The organism is Leptospira bourretii, from assembly GCF_004770145.1.
Lineage (GTDB): Bacteria > Spirochaetota > Leptospiria > Leptospirales > Leptospiraceae > Leptospira_A > Leptospira_A bourretii.
This window is the reverse complement of record NZ_RQFW01000018.1, coordinates 342,501-365,700: the sequence shown is the minus strand read 5'-3', so window position 1 is coordinate 365,700 and position 23,200 is coordinate 342,501. Positions and strand designations below refer to the sequence as shown.

22 protein-coding genes and 1 riboswitch are annotated in these 23,200 nt (G+C 37.2%); of the genes, 10 read left to right on the top strand and 12 right to left on the bottom strand.

Annotated features, from left to right (window positions below):
* Positions 1–74: 74 nt before the first annotated feature.
* The 4 genes from EHQ47_RS13695 to EHQ47_RS13680 all read right to left on the bottom strand — a co-directional run bounded on the left by EHQ47_RS13695 (position 75) and on the right by EHQ47_RS13680 (position 5,174).
* Positions 75–899, bottom strand: a complete 825-nt coding sequence (locus EHQ47_RS13695; protein WP_208727447.1) for an LIC_13355 family lipoprotein — start codon at positions 897–899, stop codon at positions 75–77.
* Between the two features lie 86 nt (positions 900–985).
* A complete protein-coding gene (locus tag EHQ47_RS13690) occupies positions 986–1,567 on the bottom strand; it encodes a hypothetical protein (protein ID WP_135777377.1) in 582 nt (193 codons plus the stop codon).
* A 204-nt stretch (positions 1,568–1,771) separates the two neighbouring features.
* A riboswitch (cobalamin riboswitch) is annotated at positions 1,772–1,918 on the bottom strand.
* A gap of 8 nt (positions 1,919–1,926) precedes the next feature.
* Complete coding sequence (locus EHQ47_RS13685; protein ID WP_244290353.1) at positions 1,927–2,850, bottom strand: cytochrome-c peroxidase; 924 nt, start codon at positions 2,848–2,850, stop codon at positions 1,927–1,929.
* A gap of 281 nt (positions 2,851–3,131) precedes the next feature.
* Positions 3,132–5,174: a methyl-accepting chemotaxis protein gene (locus tag EHQ47_RS13680; RefSeq protein ID WP_135777376.1), complete on the bottom strand. Its 2,043-nt coding sequence runs from the start codon at positions 5,172–5,174 to the stop codon at positions 3,132–3,134.
* Positions 5,175–5,384: 210 nt separating this feature from the next.
* On the opposite strand from EHQ47_RS13680, the gene EHQ47_RS13675 reads away from it, so the two are divergent.
* Complete coding sequence (locus EHQ47_RS13675; protein WP_238837846.1) at positions 5,385–5,735, top strand: hypothetical protein; 351 nt, start codon at positions 5,385–5,387, stop codon at positions 5,733–5,735.
* An 82-nt stretch (positions 5,736–5,817) separates the two neighbouring features.
* Here the strand turns inward: EHQ47_RS13675 and EHQ47_RS13670 are convergent, their stop codons facing one another.
* From EHQ47_RS13670 to EHQ47_RS13645, 6 genes are all read right to left on the bottom strand, one after another.
* On the bottom strand, positions 5,818–6,282 hold the full coding sequence (locus EHQ47_RS13670; RefSeq protein WP_135748421.1) for a hypothetical protein: 465 nt from the start codon (positions 6,280–6,282) through the stop codon (positions 5,818–5,820).
* Between the two features lie 10 nt (positions 6,283–6,292).
* A complete protein-coding gene (locus EHQ47_RS13665; RefSeq protein WP_135777375.1) occupies positions 6,293–7,807 on the bottom strand; it encodes an outer membrane beta-barrel protein in 1,515 nt (504 codons plus the stop codon).
* A 179-nt stretch (positions 7,808–7,986) separates the two neighbouring features.
* Entirely contained in the window at positions 7,987–9,273 is a 1,287-nt protein-coding gene (locus tag EHQ47_RS13660) for a CCA tRNA nucleotidyltransferase (protein WP_135777374.1), read from the bottom strand.
* Positions 9,264–9,686, bottom strand: a complete 423-nt coding sequence (locus EHQ47_RS13655; RefSeq protein ID WP_004786486.1) for a Fur family transcriptional regulator — start codon at positions 9,684–9,686, stop codon at positions 9,264–9,266. The genes EHQ47_RS13660 and EHQ47_RS13655 overlap by 10 nt, the downstream gene beginning before the upstream one ends.
* 32 nt (positions 9,687–9,718) lie before the next feature.
* The gene (locus EHQ47_RS13650) at positions 9,719–10,078 is read right to left on the bottom strand and encodes a hypothetical protein (RefSeq protein ID WP_135748418.1); all 360 of its coding nucleotides are present in this window, start codon (positions 10,076–10,078) and stop codon (positions 9,719–9,721) included.
* 2 nt (positions 10,079–10,080) lie between these two features.
* Positions 10,081–10,494 (bottom strand): ribonuclease HI family protein, encoded by a 414-nt coding sequence (locus EHQ47_RS13645; RefSeq protein ID WP_135748417.1) that lies wholly within the window; start codon positions 10,492–10,494, stop codon positions 10,081–10,083.
* 210 nt (positions 10,495–10,704) lie between these two features.
* On the opposite strand from EHQ47_RS13645, the gene EHQ47_RS13640 reads away from it, so the two are divergent.
* On the top strand, positions 10,705–11,694 hold the full coding sequence (locus EHQ47_RS13640; protein ID WP_135777373.1) for a class I SAM-dependent methyltransferase: 990 nt from the start codon (positions 10,705–10,707) through the stop codon (positions 11,692–11,694).
* Positions 11,695–11,697: 3 nt separating this feature from the next.
* On the opposite strand, the gene EHQ47_RS13635 is transcribed toward EHQ47_RS13640, so the two are convergent.
* Together EHQ47_RS13635 and EHQ47_RS13630 are read right to left on the bottom strand one after the other, a co-directional pair.
* Positions 11,698–12,438, bottom strand: a complete 741-nt coding sequence (locus tag EHQ47_RS13635) for a motility protein A (protein WP_100720541.1) — start codon at positions 12,436–12,438, stop codon at positions 11,698–11,700.
* The gene (locus EHQ47_RS13630; protein WP_135777432.1) at positions 12,435–14,618 is read right to left on the bottom strand and encodes a hypothetical protein; all 2,184 of its coding nucleotides are present in this window, start codon (positions 14,616–14,618) and stop codon (positions 12,435–12,437) included. Before EHQ47_RS13630 ends, EHQ47_RS13635 begins: the two co-directional genes overlap by 4 nt.
* Positions 14,619–14,739: 121 nt before the next feature.
* On the opposite strand from EHQ47_RS13630, the gene EHQ47_RS13625 reads away from it, so the two are divergent.
* From EHQ47_RS13625 to EHQ47_RS13590, 8 genes are all read left to right on the top strand, one after another.
* Entirely contained in the window at positions 14,740–16,281 is a 1,542-nt protein-coding gene (locus tag EHQ47_RS13625; RefSeq protein ID WP_167483296.1) for a cellulose synthase family protein, read from the top strand.
* 79 nt (positions 16,282–16,360) lie between these two features.
* The gene (locus EHQ47_RS13620) at positions 16,361–16,639 is read left to right on the top strand and encodes a hypothetical protein (RefSeq protein ID WP_002973362.1); all 279 of its coding nucleotides are present in this window, start codon (positions 16,361–16,363) and stop codon (positions 16,637–16,639) included.
* Positions 16,640–16,807: 168 nt separating this feature from the next.
* Positions 16,808–17,809, top strand: a complete 1,002-nt coding sequence (locus EHQ47_RS13615) for an ATP-binding protein (protein ID WP_135777430.1) — start codon at positions 16,808–16,810, stop codon at positions 17,807–17,809.
* Positions 17,790–18,713, top strand: a complete 924-nt coding sequence (locus EHQ47_RS13610; protein WP_244290351.1) for a hypothetical protein — start codon at positions 17,790–17,792, stop codon at positions 18,711–18,713. The genes EHQ47_RS13615 and EHQ47_RS13610 overlap by 20 nt, the downstream gene beginning before the upstream one ends.
* Positions 18,714–18,748: 35 nt before the next feature.
* The gene (locus EHQ47_RS13605) at positions 18,749–19,210 is read left to right on the top strand and encodes a PTS sugar transporter subunit IIA (RefSeq protein ID WP_100720544.1); all 462 of its coding nucleotides are present in this window, start codon (positions 18,749–18,751) and stop codon (positions 19,208–19,210) included.
* A 4-nt stretch (positions 19,211–19,214) separates the two neighbouring features.
* Entirely contained in the window at positions 19,215–20,099 is an 885-nt protein-coding gene (locus EHQ47_RS13600; RefSeq protein WP_135748965.1) for an ABC transporter permease subunit, read from the top strand.
* Entirely contained in the window at positions 20,096–20,872 is a 777-nt protein-coding gene (locus tag EHQ47_RS13595) for an ABC transporter permease subunit (RefSeq protein ID WP_135748966.1), read from the top strand. The genes EHQ47_RS13600 and EHQ47_RS13595 overlap by 4 nt, the downstream gene beginning before the upstream one ends.
* Positions 20,862–22,505 (top strand): PEGA domain-containing protein, encoded by a 1,644-nt coding sequence (locus tag EHQ47_RS13590; RefSeq protein ID WP_135777371.1) that lies wholly within the window; start codon positions 20,862–20,864, stop codon positions 22,503–22,505. Before EHQ47_RS13595 ends, EHQ47_RS13590 begins: the two co-directional genes overlap by 11 nt.
* Positions 22,506–23,200 lie beyond the last annotated feature (695 nt).

Sequence of the window (23,200 nt, the reverse complement as noted above, 5' to 3'; positions counted from 1 at the left end):
ATCAGTATTGAAAATAAATTGTATTTTATCTTTAAGATTGAATCAATTTGTTTCATTGACTGATTGATTTCTAATCATTCAACAGATTTAGCAACCACTCCATCAATATCCGGTCCATTGTTATATGAATGTGGATATACATAACCTAAGCCTGTATTTGGATTTGTGACCGCTGAAGCAGAAATCATTTTAATAAATTTAAATCCATTGGTTTGGATATTTGTACGAGCTGTCGCATCACAATTGGCACCGGGTCCACCAACGATTAAATCATCAAGATTGAATCCATCACCACCGCCGACTAAAAACCCATTTCCTGTAGATGTAAACAATTCACCTAAACTAAAAGGTTTTGTGGCCATATTGTAAAGGACAGGTCGAAGGCCACCGAATCCCGGCCAAGAAGAAATTTTATTACTATCTGCTGATGATGGGTTGAATCCACTCAAATCAAATCCGCAATAGTTTGTTCCATCAAAAGAAACTTGAACCACCATAGGATCAAACGCATAACGATCGCTAGTTTCAGAAACTCTAAATGGATTTTCATACACGATGAAATCAGTTCCAGTAACGTTTTTGACAGTCTTTCCTGCCCAAGATAGGACAATGGTCGCACCGGCTCCTGTTAAATTTAATGCATAAACATCCAATGATCCAGAAAATTCGCCACCACCACAAATTCCGTTGATTGCCTTAGATGAAACGTTAAATCCGCTGACTGTGGAATTGGCTGTGACCACAGTATCGGCAATGGGAATTGTTGTCGGGAGAGTTGTTGGTGGGCACGGACCCACAGATGAAGAGTTTGTTAGTGGTAGTGCTAATAATGGTAATAAGAGGTCATTATTATTTTCTTTCTCAGAGCATTGCCAAAATGTTGAAGTGATAAAGAACATGAATAATATAGATTTTGTTTGAAACGGACCCACGAATAGTCTCCTATTTGCCTTTACCCAAATGAATAAAGGCAAAATTTTTAAATTTAAAAAGTTCTAGTTAAGAAATTAAATGCAAATGATCCGTTGCAGCCTGCTGCTTTGGGGTTTGTGGTATAAACTGTTCCAGATGCTTTTCTGGAAGTCAGATCTGTTTTAGTTTCAGCTAATGATGGTTTGCCGTTAAATACATCACAAATTAAAATTTCATTTTCAGCAGTGATTGTCCATATGAGAGCCGAAATGTTTGCACTGTTTTTTGGTTTGTAATAAAGCACTCGATCAGTATTGCTAAATTCTACGATTTCAGCGTTGACTCGATATGTTGAAGTGCCTGTACCATTTACATAATCAACATATAAATATCCTGTAGTGGTTCCGAAATTGGATTGGATAGAAACTGTGTTGGAACCTGGAGTGTTACATGTGCCAGCGTTGCAGCTTGCTTGAAAGTATGTTCCTCTAATTTCAATTTGGCCAGCTTCTTTTGCCGATGACTCTGCTGTTTTCAATAATCCTAATACTAAATTATTATCAGCTTCCGATTTGTCTACTTTGCCATTATCCGCACATGCTGTGATAAAAAGTGCAAACAACATTACGATTGTTAGTTTGAGTGAAGTTTTCATTTAGATTCTCCTAAATCTTGGTTTGAATTTAGGGGAACACGGACAGGAAATAGGTTTATCCAAGTCAAAAGACGTGAAATCTTAAAATCTATAGATAGATATGTAAGTAGTGTTTTTTCCATACGGGTGCCCCGAGTTTACCTTCGGGGCCCCTTTACAACATCTGTTGATACAGATATTGTAAGTGTGCAAAGTTCCCAATCCACGAGAAAACATTGCGGGGAAGATCTGGCTTATCACCTAATACAGTTTATACTATAAATGGTGCATCACAGTTGCGGGTCAGCACAGGACTTTCACCTGTTTCCTCCCTGAAGGTAATGCCAGATTTCCAAGCACGATATTATTTGTCAAATCAATTAGTTTATCTTTGTTTTATCTGATAGAGATTTTAGGAACGAAACTATCAATTCAATTTCTGAATCATTTATATTACGGTTCAGATTGTACTGGTTCATTCTCTTCACTGCTTCTTTCAATGTAGGAACACTCCCATCATGAAAATAAGGTGGAGTCAATGCTACGTTACGTAACGGGGGGACTTTAAAGAAAAAATTATCCGCAGGGTTTCCGGTAAATTCTGATCGGCCTAAATCATTAGGGTTGTAAGAATATTTTGAATCTAACTTTGAAAATTGTGATCCACCGAGGAGATTTTGAGTATGACAGTTGTTACATCCAACATCTAAAAATATTCGTAGTCCTGCCATTTCACTATTTTCAAGTGCTTGTACATTTGATTCCAAAAAATCATCAAATCGAGATTTTGAAACAAGTGATCTTTCAAATGCAACTAGGGCAAGACGAATGGAATGAAGGCTCGGGCTTGGAGAATCCGGAAATGCATTTGCAAAAAAAGAAGTATAACTTGAGTCGTTTTGGATTCGCGTTAATAATTCCGTATCAGATGGTAAAGACATTTCTAATGGATTGATAAATGGATCAATCGCTTGGTTGTACAATGTATCTCGTCTTCCATCCCAAAAAAGGAAAGATAAAAAACCAACATTAAGAATAGTCGGAGTATTTCTTTTTCCTATTTGGCCAAATGTTCCTCTTGAGGTTGATTGCCGATCCATTCCTGCTGCATTCCCATCTAACGGATGACAAGTGAGGCAGGATTGAACATGGTTAGAAGAAAGTTTGTTATCCCTAAATAGTTTGTTTCCCAAAGCGATTTTTTCAATTGTATCTGATTCCGAACCAGGGATGGAATTAGGAAGTATACCAATTTTTTTCCTCGCAACTGTTTGTAGTTCGGTTGCATTTTGGAGATTTGACATCAAGTTGATTAGAAGTATATTTAAAATAGAGTTTTGTTGCTCGTTGGTTTGTGATTGGAATTTACAGCTAATTGAAGTTATGTGTATTATGAAAAAAATGAAAAAAATAAGTTTTTCTTTCTTTGGTTTTTTATTCTTTTGAGATGGGGATGAGGACATAGGAACCAAACAGGGAACCCCGGCCCAATCTATCAATTCTATTTTTTGGTTCGGTTTTTTTTGAATTTCTGAAAACTTCAACTTTAAGTCTGATCGTTTTTAGGCATAAAGTCTAGCTTTTGTTAGTGAGTATGAAAGGAATTTGTGACAGTCGCAATGGTTCCCGCAATTTCTCCAATTTTTTGGCTCACTTGGTTCAAGTCTTCGGAATTGTTTGCTAATTCCTGCGCACTACCAGAAAGAGTGTTGATTGTATTTACCATGTCTTCGGAAGCTTTTTTCTGTTCCCTGCTTGAGAATTCAATCGTCTCAGCCATTTCTTGTAAGCCATTTAATTCTGTTGTCACATTGATTAAACTTTTTGTTTGCGTAGTCATTTCTTCTTTCAAACCATCTACACTATCTTGCATTCTTTTTGATTGTTCTACAATTTCACTTAATGCATTTACGGTTTCATGAACATGATTTGCACCAATGTTGACGACTGAATTACTTTTATCAATGAGGCGTTTGATGTTTTTGACGGATGATTGAGTTTTGTCTGCTAATTTTGATATTTCTTCTGCTACAACAGCAAACCCCATACCTGCATCACCAGCTCGAGCCGCTTCAATACTTGCATTTAATGCAAGTAAGTTGGTTCTTTCTGAAATTTCGGTAATAAGATCTACAATTCCTGTGATTTCTTTGGTTACGGAGCGAATTTCTGACATTGCGTTGTCTGTATTTTGAACCGATGTATTTCCTAAGTTTGCTAAGTTTGTGGAAGTGATGGACTGGTTAGTTAATTGTAAAAGTGCTTTTTCGATATTGAAAATAGATCCTTCGATATTTTTCATTTCTTCCGTAATTTTTACTATGTTTTTAGTTTCATTTGTAATGAATTCAAACATAATTTCAAACGAGGTTGTGAGTTCTTCCAGTGAAGCTGCTGATTCTTCTGAGATGGAAGCGAGTGAAGAAGCATTATCAGAAACGGAGATTGCATCTTGTTTTAATTTATAAGCAGCTTTTTCAGCTTCACTTACCGAAATTTTCAATTGATTCATGATATGATTGAGATTTGTTAAAAAAAGATTGATGGACTCGGTAATTTTTCCAATTTCATTCTGGCCAAAGTTGGGAAGGGTTTTGGTTAAGTCTGCTTCTCCACTTGAAAGTTCATTTACTTTGGAAAGAACCGTTATCAGAGGTTTGTTAATACTTCTGAAAATAAAGATAACAAATATTATGGAAATTAATAGAGAAAACAAAACCAAAAGGATGTTTGTATTTCTCTGAAATGACAATATCTTGATACGGTCATTCACTAATTTTTCAAGAATAACAATGGAACGATCCTGAATGTTCCCGGCGATCAAAGATCCTTTGTGAATCGTCGTAAACAATTTTTCTGAAGAAGATGGTTTTGTTGTGTTGATGATAAAGGTTTCTTTTAGTTCTTGTATGTAACTTTCACAAGACGTTTTTGCAATTGTTTTTGCATCGGTTAGTTCTTTTTCATAAGGAGAAGTGTCTTCAATAGATTTCGTATAAGATTTTTGAATTTCGCTGCATGTGGCCTCGATAATATTGATTGCTATCAATGCTTTTGTAAAGCTGACACTGGAGTATTGGTTATTTTTGTTAGTTGTATTTGTGAATTCATCACGAGCAATTCCTTTTAATACTGCAACATTCTTTAAGATTTCTGGAACTCTAAAGAATATAATCTCCATTTGGTAGTAAGAGTTTACTTCTGGATCAAGGATTAGGTTTGAAAGGTCACCAACTTTTAATGCCAGTTCTTGTGTATCGCCGAGAAATCGAATGCTAGTGGACTGATCAAAAAAGTTAACTTGCGTATATTTATCCCAAATAATCAGTTCTTTCGTATCTGTAGTCAGTAACTCCGTTTCATTGATTTTTGTTTTCGCTACTTTTATCAGTGGGATTAAATCAGTGGTGTATTCTTGTCCGGTTTTTAGTCTTTCCAATCCTTCCCTGTAAGCTAAATAAATTGGTTTTAGGGTATGGATTCCCAATTGTTCTTTTTCGGAAAATTGAATCGTTCCATTCAGCGATCGTACTAAAATAAGCAGAATGATGAATAGTGATACAATGAGTGGGAATGGTAAAAGTAAGAGTCTAGTTTGAATGGAAAACCGAGAGAGAAATTTTGACATAAAACTGTATATCTTCCTAAAGTGGACGAAATAAAATTCCACTTAACTTCTAACGATAATTGATTTTCAATAAATCAATCATTTAATTTTATAGGCGTAAGAATGGGAGGGTTTGTGAACAGATCCTTAGTATTAATTGTATTGTTCGTTACTGCTTCATGTGCTCGCACATTAGAAGTTAAAAACCAAGAAAGTCTTTTTGAAAATTGTATGAAGACATTTCAAGACGAAACCAAATGTCGAGAATTTATGTCCAAATCGGCAAAAGACATCCAATCCGAAGATGAAAAACGGGAAGAAGTTTTGGCTCAACTAACAGCAGAACAACTTGCTGGTATGAAACTTCGAAAAGAAATCAAAGACACATTACCAGGTAAAAATGGAAATTTTGTTCGCGAGTATATTGGTGATCCAGATGAAGTTAAACGTGGTGGAGATCGAGAGTATTGGGTTTATAGAAGGCCGATTAGTAAATATTCCGGAGATTCTCTTCCTGATAAGGAAATTACAGTGATCTTTCGAAGATCCTTTGTGGAAAGAGTGGAATATAAAAAGCCATAATACTTTCTTTTTTGTTGGATTGTTTCGAATTCAAAATGGAATAAAAATAGTCAGGAGAGATTATCTCCTGACCTAAGTTTTGTTAGTATACTAAGTATCCAGTCAAATCTACCGTTGTTCCGGCAGCTGTTGTATACGAAGCGTTACAAGCTGCAAAAGCACCAGCAAGGGCTTGTTGCGCAAGGCCATATGTAAACTGAGGTAAGTTACATGGTTGAACAGGATCATTTACTTTTTTAAGAACACATTCTTTTAAAGCATTCAAATCATCTGTTGTTTTACCTTCCAATTTTGTTAGAGAGCAACCAATTCCAGCGTTAAAGTATTCTTTTCCTCCAACGCAAGAGTTCGCAGCTGTATAAGCAATTACACAAGCGCTCTGAACATCATTAAGACCGGCAGAGTTGTTCACCAAATAAAGTAAAGCAGTCGGGTTATCTTCTTTTTTAGCACCAGACTCTGTGCAGCCAACAAAGCCAGCTACTAAAAGAAGTGCTAAAGAGATACCTGCTAGACCAGATTTAAAGGATTTCATATTCTTTTTCATCGTTTTCTCCTTAGAATTTTGCTACCATACCGACGATAATACCATTTTGGTGGGAAGCTGGTCTTCCGGAAGTATCTACGAATTGTTGACCTGGACCCCAGTCTCTTCTTAAGTCTACTTTTACTTGGAGGTTTTCTGTTAAGTCAAAAGTAGGTGTGAAAGTAAGGGTTTTGATTTGCCCGTAGTTACTAACTGCTCTTGCACCGATTGAGTCTTGGAACTTGAGGTCATATCTGTCTGCAGGTGTTACTGCAAATAGAGGAGGGTTCACAACAAGTGATCCACCGTAGCGTTTGTCATCAAGATACTCAAAACGGAAACCGAGAGCGAAGAGGTTAGTAAATTGATACTTCGCTTGCACTTGGTATGTTTGATAAACTCGTTTAATTCTATTTTCACGAGAGAAACTTGTATCTTTTGTAAAACCTGCAGCCACTAATCCTGGATCTAAATCAGGAACTAATCCTGGCATAGCAGCATCTAACTTTGCCTTGGTGATTCCAGATGCTTCGTATCCAAACGCAGCTGTATTTGTTTGACCAGTTCTTTCACCGTAAGTATAGTCAAAGATGGTAGTCAATTTATCAGTTGGTTTGAAGATCAAAATCAAGTTTTGAATCATCCAATGGTCAGTTTTGAAAGCTGATTGTTTAGGGAATGAAGTTCCAGTTGCTTGCTCTAGATAGTAAAGGGAGTTGTCTTGTCTACCTTTGATGTTATCATTCGCTTGCAATGTGTTCCAAACAACCTGGAATTTATCAGGTACTACATCATACTTTACTTGTGTTCCAATCGCTCTTGTAGGGTTTGGACCATCAGCATAAGCATGTTGTTGTGTGCTAGTTAAACTTGATCCACCAGCAGCATCTCCGTAAGGAGTTACGCCAACGTATCCAAATTGTTGACCATTTCCAGTATAACCAGTTCCTTGCGCACTGTTATAAAGATAAAGACCAGTGGATAGTCTGTCGTTAATTTGGAGGTTTGCTCTTGCACCGGTATGGATAAATGGGATTGTGTTAAAGAACACATAACCAATCGTGTAAGCGATGTTATCCTTTGAGTCAAGAAGTTCCAATCCGATATGTGTTGCCATCTTACCTACGTCAACTGTCAACCCTTTGAATACTGGGAAGTATGCTGAAACATAAGCTTGTTGTAACAACTGCATGTTATGAAGAGAGTTAGTTGTTTGATACGGACGTTCTTGATACATGTTGTTTTGTCCGTTTTGCATATCCAAACGGAAACCCCATGGACTTTCCTTATCCGCCAACTTCTCCATAGAAAGTTTAACTGCATTCACAGCAAACTGCTTGTTGTAAGTGTGGAAAGTTCCCGCTGTATCTTGTGTAGCACCTTGCCGGTTGTTTGTAGTATAGTTATAGTATACATCCACATATCCGGAAAAATTTACCAACTCATACCAAGACTTATCCTTTTCCTTTTTATCCTGAGCAAAAAGGGAAGCTTGGGAAAATAAGGTAGCAACGATCGTTGCCAACAGAGTGTATTTATTTCTCATTTACCATTTCTCCTATGTGAACTTGTTGTGCAAGTTGTGTACCAGGTTGGCGAAAATTCGGCCAGGTCTCAGGAGAAAAAAAGAGAAACACTGTATTTGAATGGGTTCTTTCGAAAAAAAAATAAATTTTTGATTAATAAAAGAACAAAAAAGAAAGCAAATGGGAGCGGATTTCGGATTTATTTGATCAGATTGCTTATAAATTGAGCAGAGTGACGCAATAGTCTTGAATATTCATTTTCTTTAGGCGAGTGTAGGACAAGGTCCAAGAGGTGATTTAAGACTGTCCCATAATGCGTTTTTGCCAGGTCAGGGAAGGATTCGGTAAGGTGATTGCCGTTCAGTTTCATATCCGTTAGAAGAAGCGGGGGTTCTTCTTCCCAAATTTGAACTAGTTGCGTTGTCGTTTCTCCAAAAATGGGAGTCAGTTTGAGAATGAATTCTCTATCGATTTTAAATCTAGTTTGGAAATGTCGTTTAACGGGCGCTAAATATTCTTTCTTTAACGAAAATTCATTTATATTGGTTTCTTTTAGAATTGATTCCCATTTGCAAATAAAATCAAAGAACAATAAGCAGTCTTTGGTGTTTTGGCCAGAAAACTTCAAGGTTCGTAAAATTGTTTCTAATTCTTTTGAAGTAGTATCCGCAAGGAAAGAATAAAAAGCCAATGCCAATTGGAGTCCGATGATCTCTTTGGATGTTTGGTTGAGTTTTTCTAAGATATTTTTTTGAGGATTTAATTCAGAGGGAAGACTTGGAAGAAAAATTTGAAAGATACCTTCTTCGGCAAGAAGTTGGATCATTCGAGAAGGGTTTTGGCCTAAAAAAGATTTTAGAATTTCATCTTGAAAACGTTCTAAAGATATTTTTTTTGTGATTTGTTTTGTTTCATGAATTGCTTTTTTTGTTTCCAGTTCGATTTCAAAATCCAATGTACTAGCAAATCGTAATGCCCGAATGGGTCGTAATCCATCTTCTGAAAATCGTTTGATTGGGTTTCCAATTGTACGAATTGTCCGTTCTTGGATGTCTTTCTGACCGGAGTGTTCATCAACAAGAAGGCCCGTTGTTAAATCAAATGCCAAGGCATTCATTGTAAAATCTCGACGTTTTAGATCTTCTGATAATGTGGTTCCAAATTCTACATGGTCAGGCCTTCTACCATCTGTATAATCTTTGTCAATGCGATAGGTTGTAACTTCGTAATGAACTTTATCTAAAACAACCGTTACAGTGCCGTGTTCGATTCCGGTGTCGATAACTGTTCGAAATAGACGTTTGACTTGTTTCGGTTCAGCATTTGTTGTTAGATCGTATTCTTTCGGAATTTTACCCATGACCAAATCCCTGACTGAACCTCCGACAAGAAAACATTCAAATCCCGCTCCTTTCAGAGCAGAATCAATTTGTAATAGGTGGTTTAAGTTGTTTTTGGGGATTAAGATTTGCGGATCTATTGGCAATTTCTACACTTGCCTCTAAAAACGATTTCAACCGATTCGGTAGAAAAACCTTTTAACTGTTTGGCGGAAGGAATTCCATTCCAAGGATCATCAATACATTCAATTTTACCACAAACATTACAAATCAAATGTCCATGTGCTGCAGAAACAATATGATTTCCATCAGACTTTAACTCGAAATAGGTGACGCGATCTGTGGAATGAAGGGAGTTTAGTAGGTTTTTTTCTTCTAAATCAGATAAGGCTCTGTAGATGGTCACTCTGTCCCAAGACTCCTCTTTGGGGAGTTTTTCCATGATTTCTTGGTGGTTTAGGGGCCTAGGGGATCCTTGTAGAATGGATAGAACTTGTTCACGATTTTTCGTTACTTTTAGTCCGATTTTTTTTAGTATTTGGGAAGGATCTCCGGCCATGATTTGTTTATCCTGTGATGGGCGAAGATTGTCTATTCTAAAATCACGTTTGCTTTCCAGATTTCCCAATAACGAATTCCCATCCGAGTGTGGACTTGTAAGAACTCCTCAATTTCCTTTCCCTTGTTTTTTTCAACAATGACAGGAGCAATACCTAAATCCAATTTTCGGTTGAGAATGGAATCGATTTCTTCTTTGGCCAGATGTGTCACTTTTTCACAATCTTCTTTTCTTTCTGTAAGTAATGTTTTGTTTTTCTCACAAAAGGTTGCTGATTGGAAGTGTGAACCGGTTTCTAAAAGTTCATCCAACTGTTTTGTGGCTGACTTTTTGCAATGGGCAAAGGTTGTGATCAAAAAAAAACAGAATAGAAGATAAAAACAAAACTTCACAATCAATCCTTTTTGTCTTGGGCTAGGTTTGCTAATTGGTCAGCTCGAGAGTTTTGTTCTCGAGGGATGTATTGAATTTCAAAGTTTTGGAAAGATGATTTTAAAGAATCACATTTGTTTTTAAAAACAAGTAAGTCTTTGTTTTTTACTTTGTATTCGCCTTTCATCTGTTTAACGACAAGTTCCGAATCCAAACGAAATCGAATTTTTTGAAGATTTTGGTTGATGGCTTCTTCCATCCCTCGATATAAAGCTTGCCATTCTGCTACATTGTTTGTTGCGTTTCCGATTTTTTCAGAAAGAAAAAAAAATTCGACTCCATCATTGTTTTGAAATGAAACACCGATCGCAGCAGGTCCTGGATTTCCGCGGGAACTACCGTCACAGTAAATGAAGGTGGTATCTTTTGTCGACATAGCCGACAGTCTTTTCTGCGTATTCAATCCTCACCAATCAAAAACATGAACTGATCATAAAAAAATCTTTTGGATTCTGATTTATGAAGGACTTTTTTGCCGTGTCGTGGTAAACGGAGCGTATTGGGTGGCGGGTGGATAACCCCACCCAGTCTCAATAGGGCGGGGAGATCTACCCAAAAATCCCAACCTGCCCAAAAAGGAAAATACATGACCGAACGGGGATTTGGTGCCCTTACCATGTTTGAAAATCGCCTTCGCAAATTAAAGAAGGAACGCGAAAAATGGGCAAAAAGAGAGTCGATTGAATGTTATCGTATCTATTCTGAAGACATTCCACAAATACCATGTATTTTGGATCGGTATCCCAGCGGATTGGTATTATATGACAAAAGTTCTTTACGTTTTCAAGCCGAAGAAGGTCATGATGATCGTTTCGATAGAATTGCAACAATTGTAAGAGATGTATTCCAAATCGCCGAAGGAGAACTGTATTTAAAACGACGTAAAAAACAAAAAGGCTCAGACCAATACGACAAATTAGCCATCGAAGGAAATTTTGAATGGGTAAAGGAATCAAATTTAGAATTTCGTATCAATCTATCTGATTATTTAGACACAGGTCTTTTTTTGGATCATCGTATCACAAGAGATTGGATCAGAAAAACTTCACAGGGAAAATCAGTATTAAATTTATTTTCTTATACTGGTGCATTCTCCGTTTACGCTGCGTCAGGTGGTGCTAAAAAAACCAAAAGTGTGGATCTCTCCAAAACTTATTGTGATTGGGCTTTAAAAAATCTCGTACACAATGGTTTTAAGTCGACAAATCATCAAATAGTCAATGCAGATATTTTGCAATGGATCGAAGAAGAAACCAAAAATCCAAATAGGGAACGTTATGATTTAATTTTCTTGGATCCTCCAACTTTTTCCAATAGTAAAAAAATGCGAGAAGAGTGGGACGTCCAAACAAAACATAGAAACCTACTTTTGTTATTATTAACAAAATTTCTTTCTGATAATGGTGAGATTTGGTTTTCTACCAATTTTAGAAAATTCAAAATGGATGTTGTGGATGAAGAGTGGAACGAACGGGGTTTTCTTTGTATCAATCGAACCAAGGAATCGATTCCAGCAGACTTTCGTGATGAAAAAATTCATCAGTTGTTCTGCATCAAACCAGATTCCAAAAATTAACAATTAATATTTAACAAATGGATCAATTCGTTCTGCGAGGATCCTACGATTTTCGCCAGATTGTAAAGATAATATTCCTCTCATGATGGCTTGTCGTTCGTTACTCTCGCGTTTGGCGACAACTTTGAGTTGGTTTGAAATGGGGAGTAAAATTAAGTTTGCAAATGAGATCCCATAAAAGGTGGCAATGAAGGCTGTTGCAATCCCTTGTCCCAGAACTTTCGTTCCACCATCTAAATTTTCGAGAACGGTGACAAGTCCTAATACAGTTCCAATGATTCCGACTGTGGGAGAAAAACCTGCTGCTGTTTCAAAAACTTTCGCTGATTTCATATCATTCTTTTCTTCTTCTTCGTGCGCTTCCCATAAAATTTCTTCAATGGTTCTTGGATCTGAGCCATCTACAATCAGTTGAATCCCTTTCTGTAAAAATGGATTATCTAATTTTTTTGCTTCATCTTCTAAAGACAATAGACCATCTTTTCTGGCTTTTTCCCAAAATCGAAAAAATACAAGTTTGAGATCTCTTTCCTTTTTTCGTGAAAGAGCAAACCTTGTATCTCTTACCGCCTTCGTTACTTGGGAAATGGAATAGGATGCAAATGTTGCACCTAACGTTCCACCTACGATTAGTAACATGGCTGGAAGATGGAAAAAAGATCTTAGTGATGCACCTTCGATTAATATTGCAACAAACACCGATAAAACGGCTGCGAGGATTCCGAGTAGTGTAGAATGGATCATTGAATTCTTGCCTCTCTCACATCAGGTCGTACACTCAACCTTCTAAGTGAATCTTTTTTTTCTATAACTTCATTTTTAAGTCTTTCCCAAATCACAGAATCAGGATTTTCTCTGATCCTTGCGCTGATAATAGGTTCTACTTCTTTCCAATTTTCTTGGTTTATAAACAACCGAACGCGCGCTAGCTCAAGTTCATTGGCCTGGTCAATTTGGTTGTTTACGCGATAAAAACGTTCCAATGAACTCATCGTACGGAGTGCATTGGCCCAATCTCCTAAAGATTCAAACATCGGAATCAGCGAATTCCAAGCAAATTCCTGAAATTCAACATCCAAACTTAGGTCTTCTAAAATAGGAATGTATTCAGCTTCTGGAGTCGTAAATTTTAAACTATTAAAAGCAATTCTGAGTAAATCTGGTTTTGGAGGTTCAAATTTTCTTGCGATTGCAATGGCATCTAGCGCTAGTTTGTTTTGTCCTATTGTGTGGTAAAATCTTGCGTATTCTGCAAAGGATTCATAATAAAGATGTTTAATCTCAAGTGCATCTTTTCTTAAATCTCCGGATGAATATTTCAAAACGGAATCAATGACTGCCACCACTTCCTGGGTTGTTGCGTTATCTAATTTTTCAGCAAAATATTTTAACTTCCAATCTACTGGTAAACTACTTGCAAATCCAATTTTTGATTCTAAATAACTAGGATAATAAATATCAAAATTCCAATAAGATTTCCGACTCAAGAGAGATAACGCATTGATATGATGGAACTGATTGGATTTGTTTCTCGTTGTGAGGATTAAAAATGGGTGTTGTTCCTGACTTAATCTTTCAATATAGGAGATAATTTGTGATTGGTTGGAACTAAGGCCTAATACCACAGTTTTATCCTTGATTTCGGAATGTTTTGGTAAAAACGGATTCGATTCAAACGGTAATACAGATTTATAATAAATATAATCTTTTTTATTAAAAGTTATGTTGGTGATCGCAAAGGGAATCGGATCAAAAATTTCTTTTTTGGAAAAAGGGGAACTCGTCCTAATCGTTGGTGGTGAAAAGAAAAGTAAAACGATTAAAGTTGCGGCAGCCAACATCATAATCCTTGGCAAACGTACAATGTGCTTCTGCATTAGATAAGGATAAACTAAAACAGGAACGAATAACAAAGCTGAGACGGTTCGGATTCCCATTGGTAAATTCCAGAAATATAATAAAAAGGAAAGACCAAGGTAAATACTTGTTTCAAAACCAATCAATAGGTATTCTTTATATGGAGTTTTGTTAGGTTTGAAAAAACCAACAATAGATCCTGTGATGATACAAAGTGCGATAAAAAAAGAACTCCAATATGTCTGGTAAATAAAAAAGAAAAAAGCAAATAAAAGGGCTACCCTTCCAATGAGAAACACTGCCTTGGTTTCTTTTTTTAATCCACCTAGTAAAGATAAAACTCTTCCAAAGATTACTGAAAAAGAAACAGAAAGGATGAGTGGTATTTTGGGCCCTGGTTGAAAATATAAGTGTAAGATACAATATGATATTAATAGTGAAAGTGCAGATCTATAAAATGGCGCAAATAACGGATGTTTGCCGATTTTGGATCGAATTTTGTAAAACTTACTGGAATAAGGGCTTCTTTGTACAAATGTACTCAGTAGGTATAAGGATAACAAAATATATAATACAGCCAACAGCACTTTCATGGAGTAGTTTTGGTTGGGCTCAAAGAGTGAATAGAATGTGAACACGGTCACACCAAGTGCAAAACTTAAAAAACGAAAATCACGTAAAGAACCGCCGTAAATCCCGACAGCAAAAGCTGACAAAACTCCACTGAGTAATACCAATTCAAAGGAAAAGATATAATCGATTAGGAACTCTGCTGAATTGGCTCGTAAAAACCAAAATATCTGTAGGATGGCAACCACAAGAAGGGCTAAGGCCAAACTGAAAGGTAACGTTTGTTTGTATTTCCTATAAATAAATCCGATTGCAAAGGAAATAATCAGAAGGATTTGTAACACTGGGTACGCAGTGTCCGTACGATCGATAAGAGCAAGTTCAGATCCGGCTACATAAAAAAATAGAGAAAGTACATAACCAATGGATAGGCTAAGACTAAACTCAAGTGAGGGGAAGAGGCCGGTTTCCCAGAAACGTTTCCATTGAGAATCCATAGAATTTGCTACCAAAGATGTTGGATGGGTCACATTCGCAAACTAAAGAAAATCTTATTTTATTTGGCGGTGCACAAAATGTTTGACCAAAACACCCTATGTGCCGATTTTGACTATAACTATGCTCACGTTTTTATCTATATCGTTTTTGGTTCTCTACGGCTTTGATATTTTGGTTCTGTTCTACTTCGGGTTACACACCTACCTCATGGTGTTTTTGTATAGCAGATACAAACAAAACTGTGCAGAGGATGAAACAAAACTCCTTTCTTTAAAGGACAAAAATCTCCCTACCGTTACGGTCCAACTTCCTATTTTTAACGAGTTTTATGTGGTGGATCGATTGATCGAATCTGCATGTAACCTCGAATACCCAGCAAAAAAACTGCAAATCCAAGTTTTGGATGATTCCACGGATGAAACCATCGAAAAGGTGGCAACTCTTGTGGCTCAGTACAAGAAAAAAGGAATTTGGATCGAACACGTTCATAGAACCAATCGCAAAGGCCACAAAGCGGGTGCTTTGGATGAAGGAATGGCAAAAGCAAAAGGTGATTTCATTGCCATCTTCGATGCTGATTTCACTCCAGATTCTGATTTTTTACTTCGCACGATGGGATATTTTGAAGATCAATCCATAGGAATGGTCCAAACTCGTTGGGGTCATATCAACGAAACATATAATATTTTAACCAAAGCACAAAGTTTTGGAATCGACGGTCACTTTATGATCGAACAGGTCGCAAGAAACGGTGCAAGCCTTTGGATGAACTTCAATGGAACCGCCGGAATCTGGAGACGTTCTTGTATTGAAGACGCTGGTGGATGGGAACATGACACTCTCACCGAAGACTTTGATCTTTCCTACCGTGCAGAACTCAAAGGTTGGAAATTCCGTTACATCAAAGATGTAGTTTGTAAGGCAGAAATTCCTGCCACCATGAATGCCTACAAAGCACAACAATTCCGCTGGTGTAAGGGTTCCATCCAAACTGCGGTCAAACTCATCCCTAGGATTTGGAAGTCCAAAGAATCTTGGAAAATCAAAGGTGAGGCAATCACTCACTTAATCAATTATTCTGTTCACCCACTCATGATCATCAACATCCTTCTCACAGCCCCGCTTCTCCTTATGGAATACTGGGCTGGGTTTAAAATGGATGACCTCCCAATGGAAATTCTTTTTGGTTCGGCAGCAGTTCTATCCATCGGATCCATGGGTCCTGTGATTTTTTATGCCTATTCCCAAAGAGAAATCCACAAAGATTGGAAATCCAAATTGGTTTACCTTCCCATCCTTGTGATGATTGGAACCGGGATTGCCGTGATGAACACATACGCTTGGGTAGAAGCAGTTTTCGGAGTTCAATCCGGTTTCAAACGCACACCGAAACTCAGAATTGAGAAAGAAGGGGATAGTTTGCAGGACAAAATCAAATATGTGGTTCCTGTCGATTACCGAGCTTTCCTCGAATTTTTTATGGGCGTTTATTGCGTGTTTTGCATTTATTTATCCTTTGTGGTCGGAAAACCATACATGATTGGTTTTATGGTTCTCTATTCCATTGGATTTTTCTATGTCGCTTACCTTTCTGTTGCGGAGTCGTTCTGGAAATTCAAACCAGCGACCAAAGCAGAAAAGGAACTTCGTGCCATCGCTTAAGGAAAGTGCGGTGGTACTTACTTGACGAAACCTTTCCTTCCAAAAAGCTGTAAATTCAACCTAGGTTCAGGGGTCATCCATGAGTGAAAAAGTCTACTGCGCGAACTGTTTGCATTGTGTCGTCGTTCGCCAATACGAATCGGAGCAAGATAAATACATTCTTCGAGTCAAATGTAACAAGAAGAAATGGTCAAAACGTTCCGGTGAAGAAAAACTTTATAAATACTTTACTGTAGCTCGTCGTATGCAAACAAACTGCGAGTATTATGAAGAAATGGGAGAGATTCTACCTTATATCAAGAACTTGAAAAAAGAACTCCCAATCAAAGACGAAATCTACATGGTGAAAGCCGTCTAAATCATTACCGGCGTGTTGTTTCCCAGGTTACCTCGCGCCTTCGCTCGCAAATTTCATAAAACTGAAAACAAAAAAGAACGGACGATTCAGGGTCAATTCCTGATCCCCGTTCCTGCGGGCAGCGTTCTCTCTGATTCCTATCCGACTCGAGTGACTCATGGTCAGGTTATGCTTGCGCATAACGGCAAGAAGGTGCTTGCACCTGTCAATGGGGTTGCTAGTCTCACCCCAGACCAAAAATACTTTCAAATTAAACAAGATGGTTCTTGGTCTACCACTTCACCTTATCATTTTCGCCAGTACGATTTTCCAACCCTATTGGAATCGTTTGATTTGGGTGCTTTGTATTCTTTGGATTTGATTGAAACTCCTCTGAAGGATTATTTTCAAAAATTTAAGAAAGACTCTACTTTTAAGATTGTATTATCACCATTTTGCAGATACCAACATCTAAACTTTGAAGAAATGATTCTTCGAGACATGAAGGAATCTTATCTTGCCTTCAATGAACTGCTAAAACAAATTTTTCCAAAAGCAGAAGTCTCTAATTTTTTTGAACAACCTTCTTTGGATTTTGAACATCCTGATGGGATTCCTGAGTTTTTTCTTCACAAACAATTTCACGAGACAGTAGATAAAACCAGAAAGTCTTTATTCAATCATGATATTCTATTTTTAGGTGCTGAAACGATATTTCACATCTTGCGAATGTTATACTATAACGAACCTTTTACAAAAAGACATTTGGCAGTTTTTTTGGTAGATCGTAAAGGAAGAATGGATTTGGAGCCTCGCCAGTTTTTTTTAACAAACGGACAATCATTGGCCTTCATTCCAGCAAACTTAGACAAACGGTATAAAATTGCTTCGTTCCAAACAGTGTTTGAAGAAGTAAAACCAATGGATGTCTCATCCTTGGGTTATTTTAATATTTATGAACAATATTCGATCACTCTTTACGAAAAACTTCCTGCATCCAGAAAAGAATTCAGTTGTATTGATTGTTTGGAATGTAATAATTATTGTCCAACCCATGCAAATCCTGTGCAACTCATCAAAGGGAGAGTAGAAGAATTCGAAAAGAGTCAGTGTATATCCTGCGGGATTTGTACTGTTTACTGTCCATCTGGGATTGACATTCGGAAACGAATTGAAGGAGTTATGGTTTAGCAACCGTTACTATATGTTAAAGAACCTTTATATTCTATCTGAAAATAGTTGGGGAGTAAAGTCTTCAGAAGTATTTGCAGATTTCTTTTATTTTTTAACCTTAATTGGGTTTCTTGGATATTCATTGGCTCATGTTTTACCAATACCAATTTTACCCATTGCGATCGTATCAATTCTGACTTTGGTTTATTTTGGATTTTGTATTCGAGCGAACCAATCACCTTATTGGTTGGGTTTACTGTCTCAGTTGCTGATTGTTTTTTTGGTTTTACCCACAACTTGGTTGCATCCTATTTTATTGCCGGTTGCTTTTCTTTTTGCAATCGTGGTTCATTATTTTTTCATCCAACAATATTCATTCAGAGTTCCTCTCTTTAGTTTGGTTTTTCTTTTTGTTTTGATTTGGGATACAGTATTTTCTTTGTTAGGGTATTCCTTTCGTACACCAGTGGAGTTTATTCCTTGGACAGGTATTTCTTTGGAAAATTCTATTTTACCTTTCTCAATGCCTTGGTTTTCAAATGTTCCGACTCGACAGATTGATTTTTTATCTTTTGCCGATTGCCTTGGGGTTTATGTTTTAGTGGGGATCGCTTGGGTTTCTTTTCGCAGGACAATTTTACTTAGTTTCTTTTTGGGTTGGCTCCTCTTATTTTCAATTTGGGGAATTGGTTCTGGTCAGTTGGGATTGAACTGGATTCTTTCTTATTCGGCCCTTGCCTTCTTTTTGCACGTAGGCCCAGGGCGGAATTTTTACGGATCCTATTATGTTTCTTTGCTGGGATTTGTCATTTTACTTCCCATTGCGTTTTTTGTAGGTAAAATGGGTCTGAGCGCAGCTTCAGCATTGGTTGTTTTTTTTCTATTAGAAGGTCTCTTAGTTAGGGTTTTTCTTGGAAAATAAGTCGATCTTGAAAAGGTGGGAGTAAGTTATACCATATGAATCAACTTCTGGAGATTCTGGACCCTAAAAATATCATTTTCGATTTTAAAGCAACCACGAAAGAGGATGCCATTCGAAAGATGATCTCACATATGGTCGCCACACAATCGTTAGATCCTGCTTATGAAGAGGAAACTGTTTCTTCTTTAATGAACCGTGAAAAATCAATGTCTACAGGGATAGGGAGTGGTGTAGCCATTCCTCATTGTTCTGTGCACTATGTAAATGAATTGAAATGTGCTATGGCGATTGCGCCACAAGGAATTGATTTTGATGCCCTTGATCATGGTTTAGTACAAATTTTTATCATGCTCATTGTTCCAAAAAATAAGTTTCAGGATCATATCAAAACATTAGCGCTGATTGCCAAAACTCTCAATATTCCTGAAGAAAGAGAAAAACTCATCAAAGCCAAAAATTTCGAAGAAATCCAAAAGGCATTCCTTTCGAAAAGTTAATCCAGTGAAGTCGGAAGTATTCCGTTTTCTGTATTTTTTACTGCTGTTGTCTTGCATCAGTAGTTTTGTATCTGAGTTTCATACTAAAGATAAATCTTTTCTTTATGCAGATGCTGGAATAACCGAAATCCAGAATCAGGATACAAACTTTTTTTCTTCCTATTTGAAATTTTGGAAATCATTAGTATTGGAGTCGGGTGGGAAAACAGATAATGGTGAATCTGTATATTCGCATATCCTAACACGTTTCTTTCCTACATTTCACTTAGCACTCTTTAGTATTTTAGTTGGTTCTGTTTTTGCATTTGGTCTTTCTCTTGGAGCAACATATTTTCGATCAAAAGTTTTGTATGATATTGTTTCCTTTAGTTCCAATTTAGTTTTATCCACTCCTATCTTTATTGTCGCCATTCTTCTTTTGATTTTATTTTTTTATAGATTGGAGTGGTTTCCTCCTGGCGGTTATGAATTAGGAAATACATATTATGTAGTTTTGCCTGGGATTACTTTAGGTTCCAGAGTATACGCTCGTATGTCTTTGTATCTATTGCCTGAAATTAATAAAGAAGCTAATTCTAAGTATGTTCAATTACTAAAAACTAGGTCATATCCTTGGAGTCATATAGTTGGAAAAGAAATATTTTTAAAAGTATTACCGATGGCTCTGATCCTTTTGGTATTGGATTTTGGATCCTTGTTGTCAGGCGCTATGGTTGTAGAAGAAATCTTTTTCTTTCCCGGAATAGGAAAGTCTCTATATTATTCTATTAAGTCAATGGACACTCGATTACTTGCAACATTGCTAATGTATTCCGGTATATTGTTTTATGTTTTGAATCGCATTGGGTTTTATCTCCAAAGATTTTTTTCGGGAGGTGTTCCATCTTGATTCAAATACATACCTTTGTTCGATTTTTATTTTTTGGATTGGTTCTTGTAGGTGTTTTGTTTTTACCGAAACCAACAAATGTAGATTTGGCGAATAATAACCTACCTATTTTTTCTCCTGGTTTTTTTGCTGGAACCGATCGATTGGGGCGAGATAATCTTGCGTTATTTTGTTATGGGTCTTTTTCGACCATAGTTCTAGTGATTCCAGCTCGTATGTTTACGATTTTTGTTTCCTTTTTGCTCTCGACCTTCACTCTCTTTTTTCCTAAAAAATCAGATTTTTTACTTTCTGGAATCGTTTCTGTATCTCTGGCAATCCCATCTTTGTTATCTGCTCTCATCGTCATGAGTTTGTTGCCGGATAGTCCGTTTGCCATTTTTATTGCGATTTTAGTTTCCGATTGGGCATTGTCTTATGAAACACTGACTGCAAAAATTCGCGAGATCAAAGAAAGCCCCTATCTTTCTGCTTCCCTTTGTATGGGAGCCAAATCATATCATTTAGTTGTTTTGCATTATTTGCCCGCGCTCCGAGATATTTTTAGGTTTTTATTTTTCTCCGGATTGCCGGCAGTAGTCATGACAACGGCATTGTTTTCCTATCTGGGAATTCAAACGGCACTAGGTGATACTGGTCCAGGTCTTGGAGAACAAATCTCATTTTCTAAAGATTATTTTGACAAGTCCCCTGTTTCCGTTTTGCTTCCGATCGTTGCCATTTTAACTTTGGTGTATTCTTTGGGATCTAACCTAAAAAAGAATGAAACATAAAATTTCAGCATTACTCATCATCCTTTGCCTTGTAACCAATACATTGCCATTGTTTTCTATAGATGATTATTACAAATTTCCCAAACAAAGTTATAAGGGAAGTGTGACCTATGAGTCTTCACGTAATTTGTGTTTATTTTCCTTTGTTTCCACTACACCAGATCCAACGAAAGAATATTTAATTAAGGGAATTCCTTCGGTATTACTTTCGGAATTGAGAAATTTAGAATATACTTATGTAGAATATCCGAAACCAAACATAGTTTATCATTCTTTTGGTGAATCGCCAGACAAAACATTACAAGAAAAAATTGATGCGGAATCTTTAAACGTAAAACGGAAAAAGAAAGAAATCAATGATGAAAAGGATTTGGAGGATCTTAGGTCTGGTAAAAAACAACTGGCCCCGGAAAAAGATCCCCGTTATATTAAGATAACTATCAAACAATTATTGGATAGGAAAGCTCCAACGCCGGATGAATCATTTGGTCTAGCCTCAAAATTAAACTGCGACTATATCATCACCGGCTCTTTTGAAGTTCGCGAGAATGAACTTTTTACTAAGGTGTTTCTTTTTGATGACTTTGAGGGGAAAATTATTCCTTTTGAGCACAAAACATCTGTAATTCGTGCTTATCAAGAAATGGGGCCATTGGGTGAATCCATTCGTGAAAAATTACAAGGAAAGGATACAACGACTGTTGCAGTTACAGCGGAGGGAGAAGAGGGTGCTCTTGTTTATTTAGATGGAATTTATTTGGGAAAAACTCCATTAAGTGGCAAAAAATTTCCAGTTGGCAAAAGGTCCCTATTTATCTTTAAGGAAGGGTTTCATCCGCATAAACAAGAGATCCAATTGGAAAAAGGGAAACCGTTTCAGGTAGATGCGAAACTATCACTCAAACTAAGTAATTCATTTATATCTGTACGTTCGAATGTGGAAGCGGATGTTTATTTGGGAATTCAGTATTTGGGAAAAACTCCGTTAGAGCGAATCGCTATCCCTTCTGGTATGAATCGATTGAGGGTGTCTAAAGAAGGTCATATCGATTATTTTCGTGGTATTGATGCACAAGACAATGAGGAAGTTGTTGTTGATGCTGTGATGAGAGAAGGTAAAACGGATGTTTATTATAAAAATAAACAAAATGTTTTTTTAGATCACACCTATAAAGATTTTGCCACCTATTCGTTGTATGGTTCTCTTCTGTTTTACGCAAGTTATGTATATTTAAATTATGCATCTAGGCAGGCATATTCGGCAGCAAGATCAGATGTAACTCTCGTCAATGGACTTGCTATCCAGTCTTTTTATCAAAACAATCCTAATGAGTTTTTCTTTTGGTATGGAGTGCAAAACCATGTAATCGATGACGCAGAATCAAAAGCTAGGAATTTGAAACGTGTTGCGGGGACTCTTCCTATGGAAAATCGCAGAGATCGCCAATTGGTAGGAGGTCCCATGGTGATTTTGATGGGACTGATGCTCGTATCTGCAGCCACGTTTTATATCCTTGGGCTTGATGAAGAAACTGTGGAGTTTGGTTATTTACCAATAAACCCTGGTTCAGTCAGTTATGGGCAGACATCACGTGAAGGGTATGGTTATCTTCAGTTTAATGTGCGTTATTAGAAGGTAAACTCTCCCCGCCCTGATCGAACTGGGTGGGGTAATCCACCCGCCACCCAATAAGTCCCTTCTACCACAAGAACGTTAGAATTCCAACTAACAATCGCTCTTTCCAAAAAAATCTCTCCATAAGTTCACCTTTTGCAAATCTATCCGCAAAGTAAGAGAGAAGAGCTGACCCATTCATACAAACAACCGTTTGCCTGTACCATCTATCTAATGTTAGTCGCTTGTCCATAGCCACCATTCCCTTGTTATGCGCCATTGCCTCCTATACATCCATCACCCGAATTATGTCTCATTACACCTGCTAACGAACCACCAATTTATAAAAATAAAACCCATGAACCACGAACTTTTTTATAAAAGCTTGTTGACCGCTTGGGTTTTGAAATTACTTTGGTTTTTACCGCATGATTCTTTAACGAACCATGAAACCGGTAGCTTGCAGGCGACTGTGGGCGGAGGGAGAGGAAGATCTTCCTTTGCGAAAGCAAAACGAATAACCGACATTTTAATTTTCCACGAGAATACTCCTGGGTGATTAGTCTGCAGGGAAACATTCGTTCTTTGACAACATATATACGACATTGTAAAGAAAACAAACAATGCGCCGAGGGCCATACAGACGCCGAGTCATGTATGGTTCATCAAAAAAGACGAACAAAAAAACTTTAGGATATTATTCGCAAGAGTAA

Coding starts and splice junctions, on each gene's coding strand:
- EHQ47_RS13630 (WP_135777432.1), bottom strand. CDS start 14,618: ATGGATTCTCAATGGAAACGTTTCTGGGAAACCGGCCTCTTCCCCTCA.
- EHQ47_RS13680 (WP_135777376.1), bottom strand. CDS start 5,174: ATGTCAAAATTTCTCTCTCGGTTTTCCATTCAAACTAGACTCTTACTT.
- EHQ47_RS13665 (WP_135777375.1), bottom strand. CDS start 7,807: ATGAGAAATAAATACACTCTGTTGGCAACGATCGTTGCTACCTTATTT.
- EHQ47_RS13655 (WP_004786486.1), bottom strand. CDS start 9,686: ATGGCCGGAGATCCTTCCCAAATACTAAAAAAAATCGGACTAAAAGTA.
- EHQ47_RS13675 (WP_238837846.1), top strand. CDS start 5,385: ATGAAGACATTTCAAGACGAAACCAAATGTCGAGAATTTATGTCCAAA.
- EHQ47_RS13690 (WP_135777377.1), bottom strand. CDS start 1,567: ATGAAAACTTCACTCAAACTAACAATCGTAATGTTGTTTGCACTTTTT.
- EHQ47_RS13605 (WP_100720544.1), top strand. CDS start 18,749: ATGAATCAACTTCTGGAGATTCTGGACCCTAAAAATATCATTTTCGAT.
- EHQ47_RS13635 (WP_100720541.1), bottom strand. CDS start 12,438: ATGATCCATTCTACACTACTCGGAATCCTCGCAGCCGTTTTATCGGTG.
- EHQ47_RS13590 (WP_135777371.1), top strand. CDS start 20,862: ATGAAACATAAAATTTCAGCATTACTCATCATCCTTTGCCTTGTAACC.
- EHQ47_RS13640 (WP_135777373.1), top strand. CDS start 10,705: ATGACCGAACGGGGATTTGGTGCCCTTACCATGTTTGAAAATCGCCTT.
- EHQ47_RS13670 (WP_135748421.1), bottom strand. CDS start 6,282: ATGAAAAAGAATATGAAATCCTTTAAATCTGGTCTAGCAGGTATCTCT.
- EHQ47_RS13615 (WP_135777430.1), top strand. CDS start 16,808: ATGCTTGCGCATAACGGCAAGAAGGTGCTTGCACCTGTCAATGGGGTT.
- EHQ47_RS13620 (WP_002973362.1), top strand. CDS start 16,361: ATGAGTGAAAAAGTCTACTGCGCGAACTGTTTGCATTGTGTCGTCGTT.
- EHQ47_RS13695 (WP_208727447.1), bottom strand. CDS start 899: ATGTTCTTTATCACTTCAACATTTTGGCAATGCTCTGAGAAAGAAAAT.
- EHQ47_RS13685 (WP_244290353.1), bottom strand. CDS start 2,850: ATGTCAAATCTCCAAAATGCAACCGAACTACAAACAGTTGCGAGGAAA.
- EHQ47_RS13645 (WP_135748417.1), bottom strand. CDS start 10,494: ATGTCGACAAAAGATACCACCTTCATTTACTGTGACGGTAGTTCCCGC.
- EHQ47_RS13625 (WP_167483296.1), top strand. CDS start 14,740: ATGCTCACGTTTTTATCTATATCGTTTTTGGTTCTCTACGGCTTTGAT.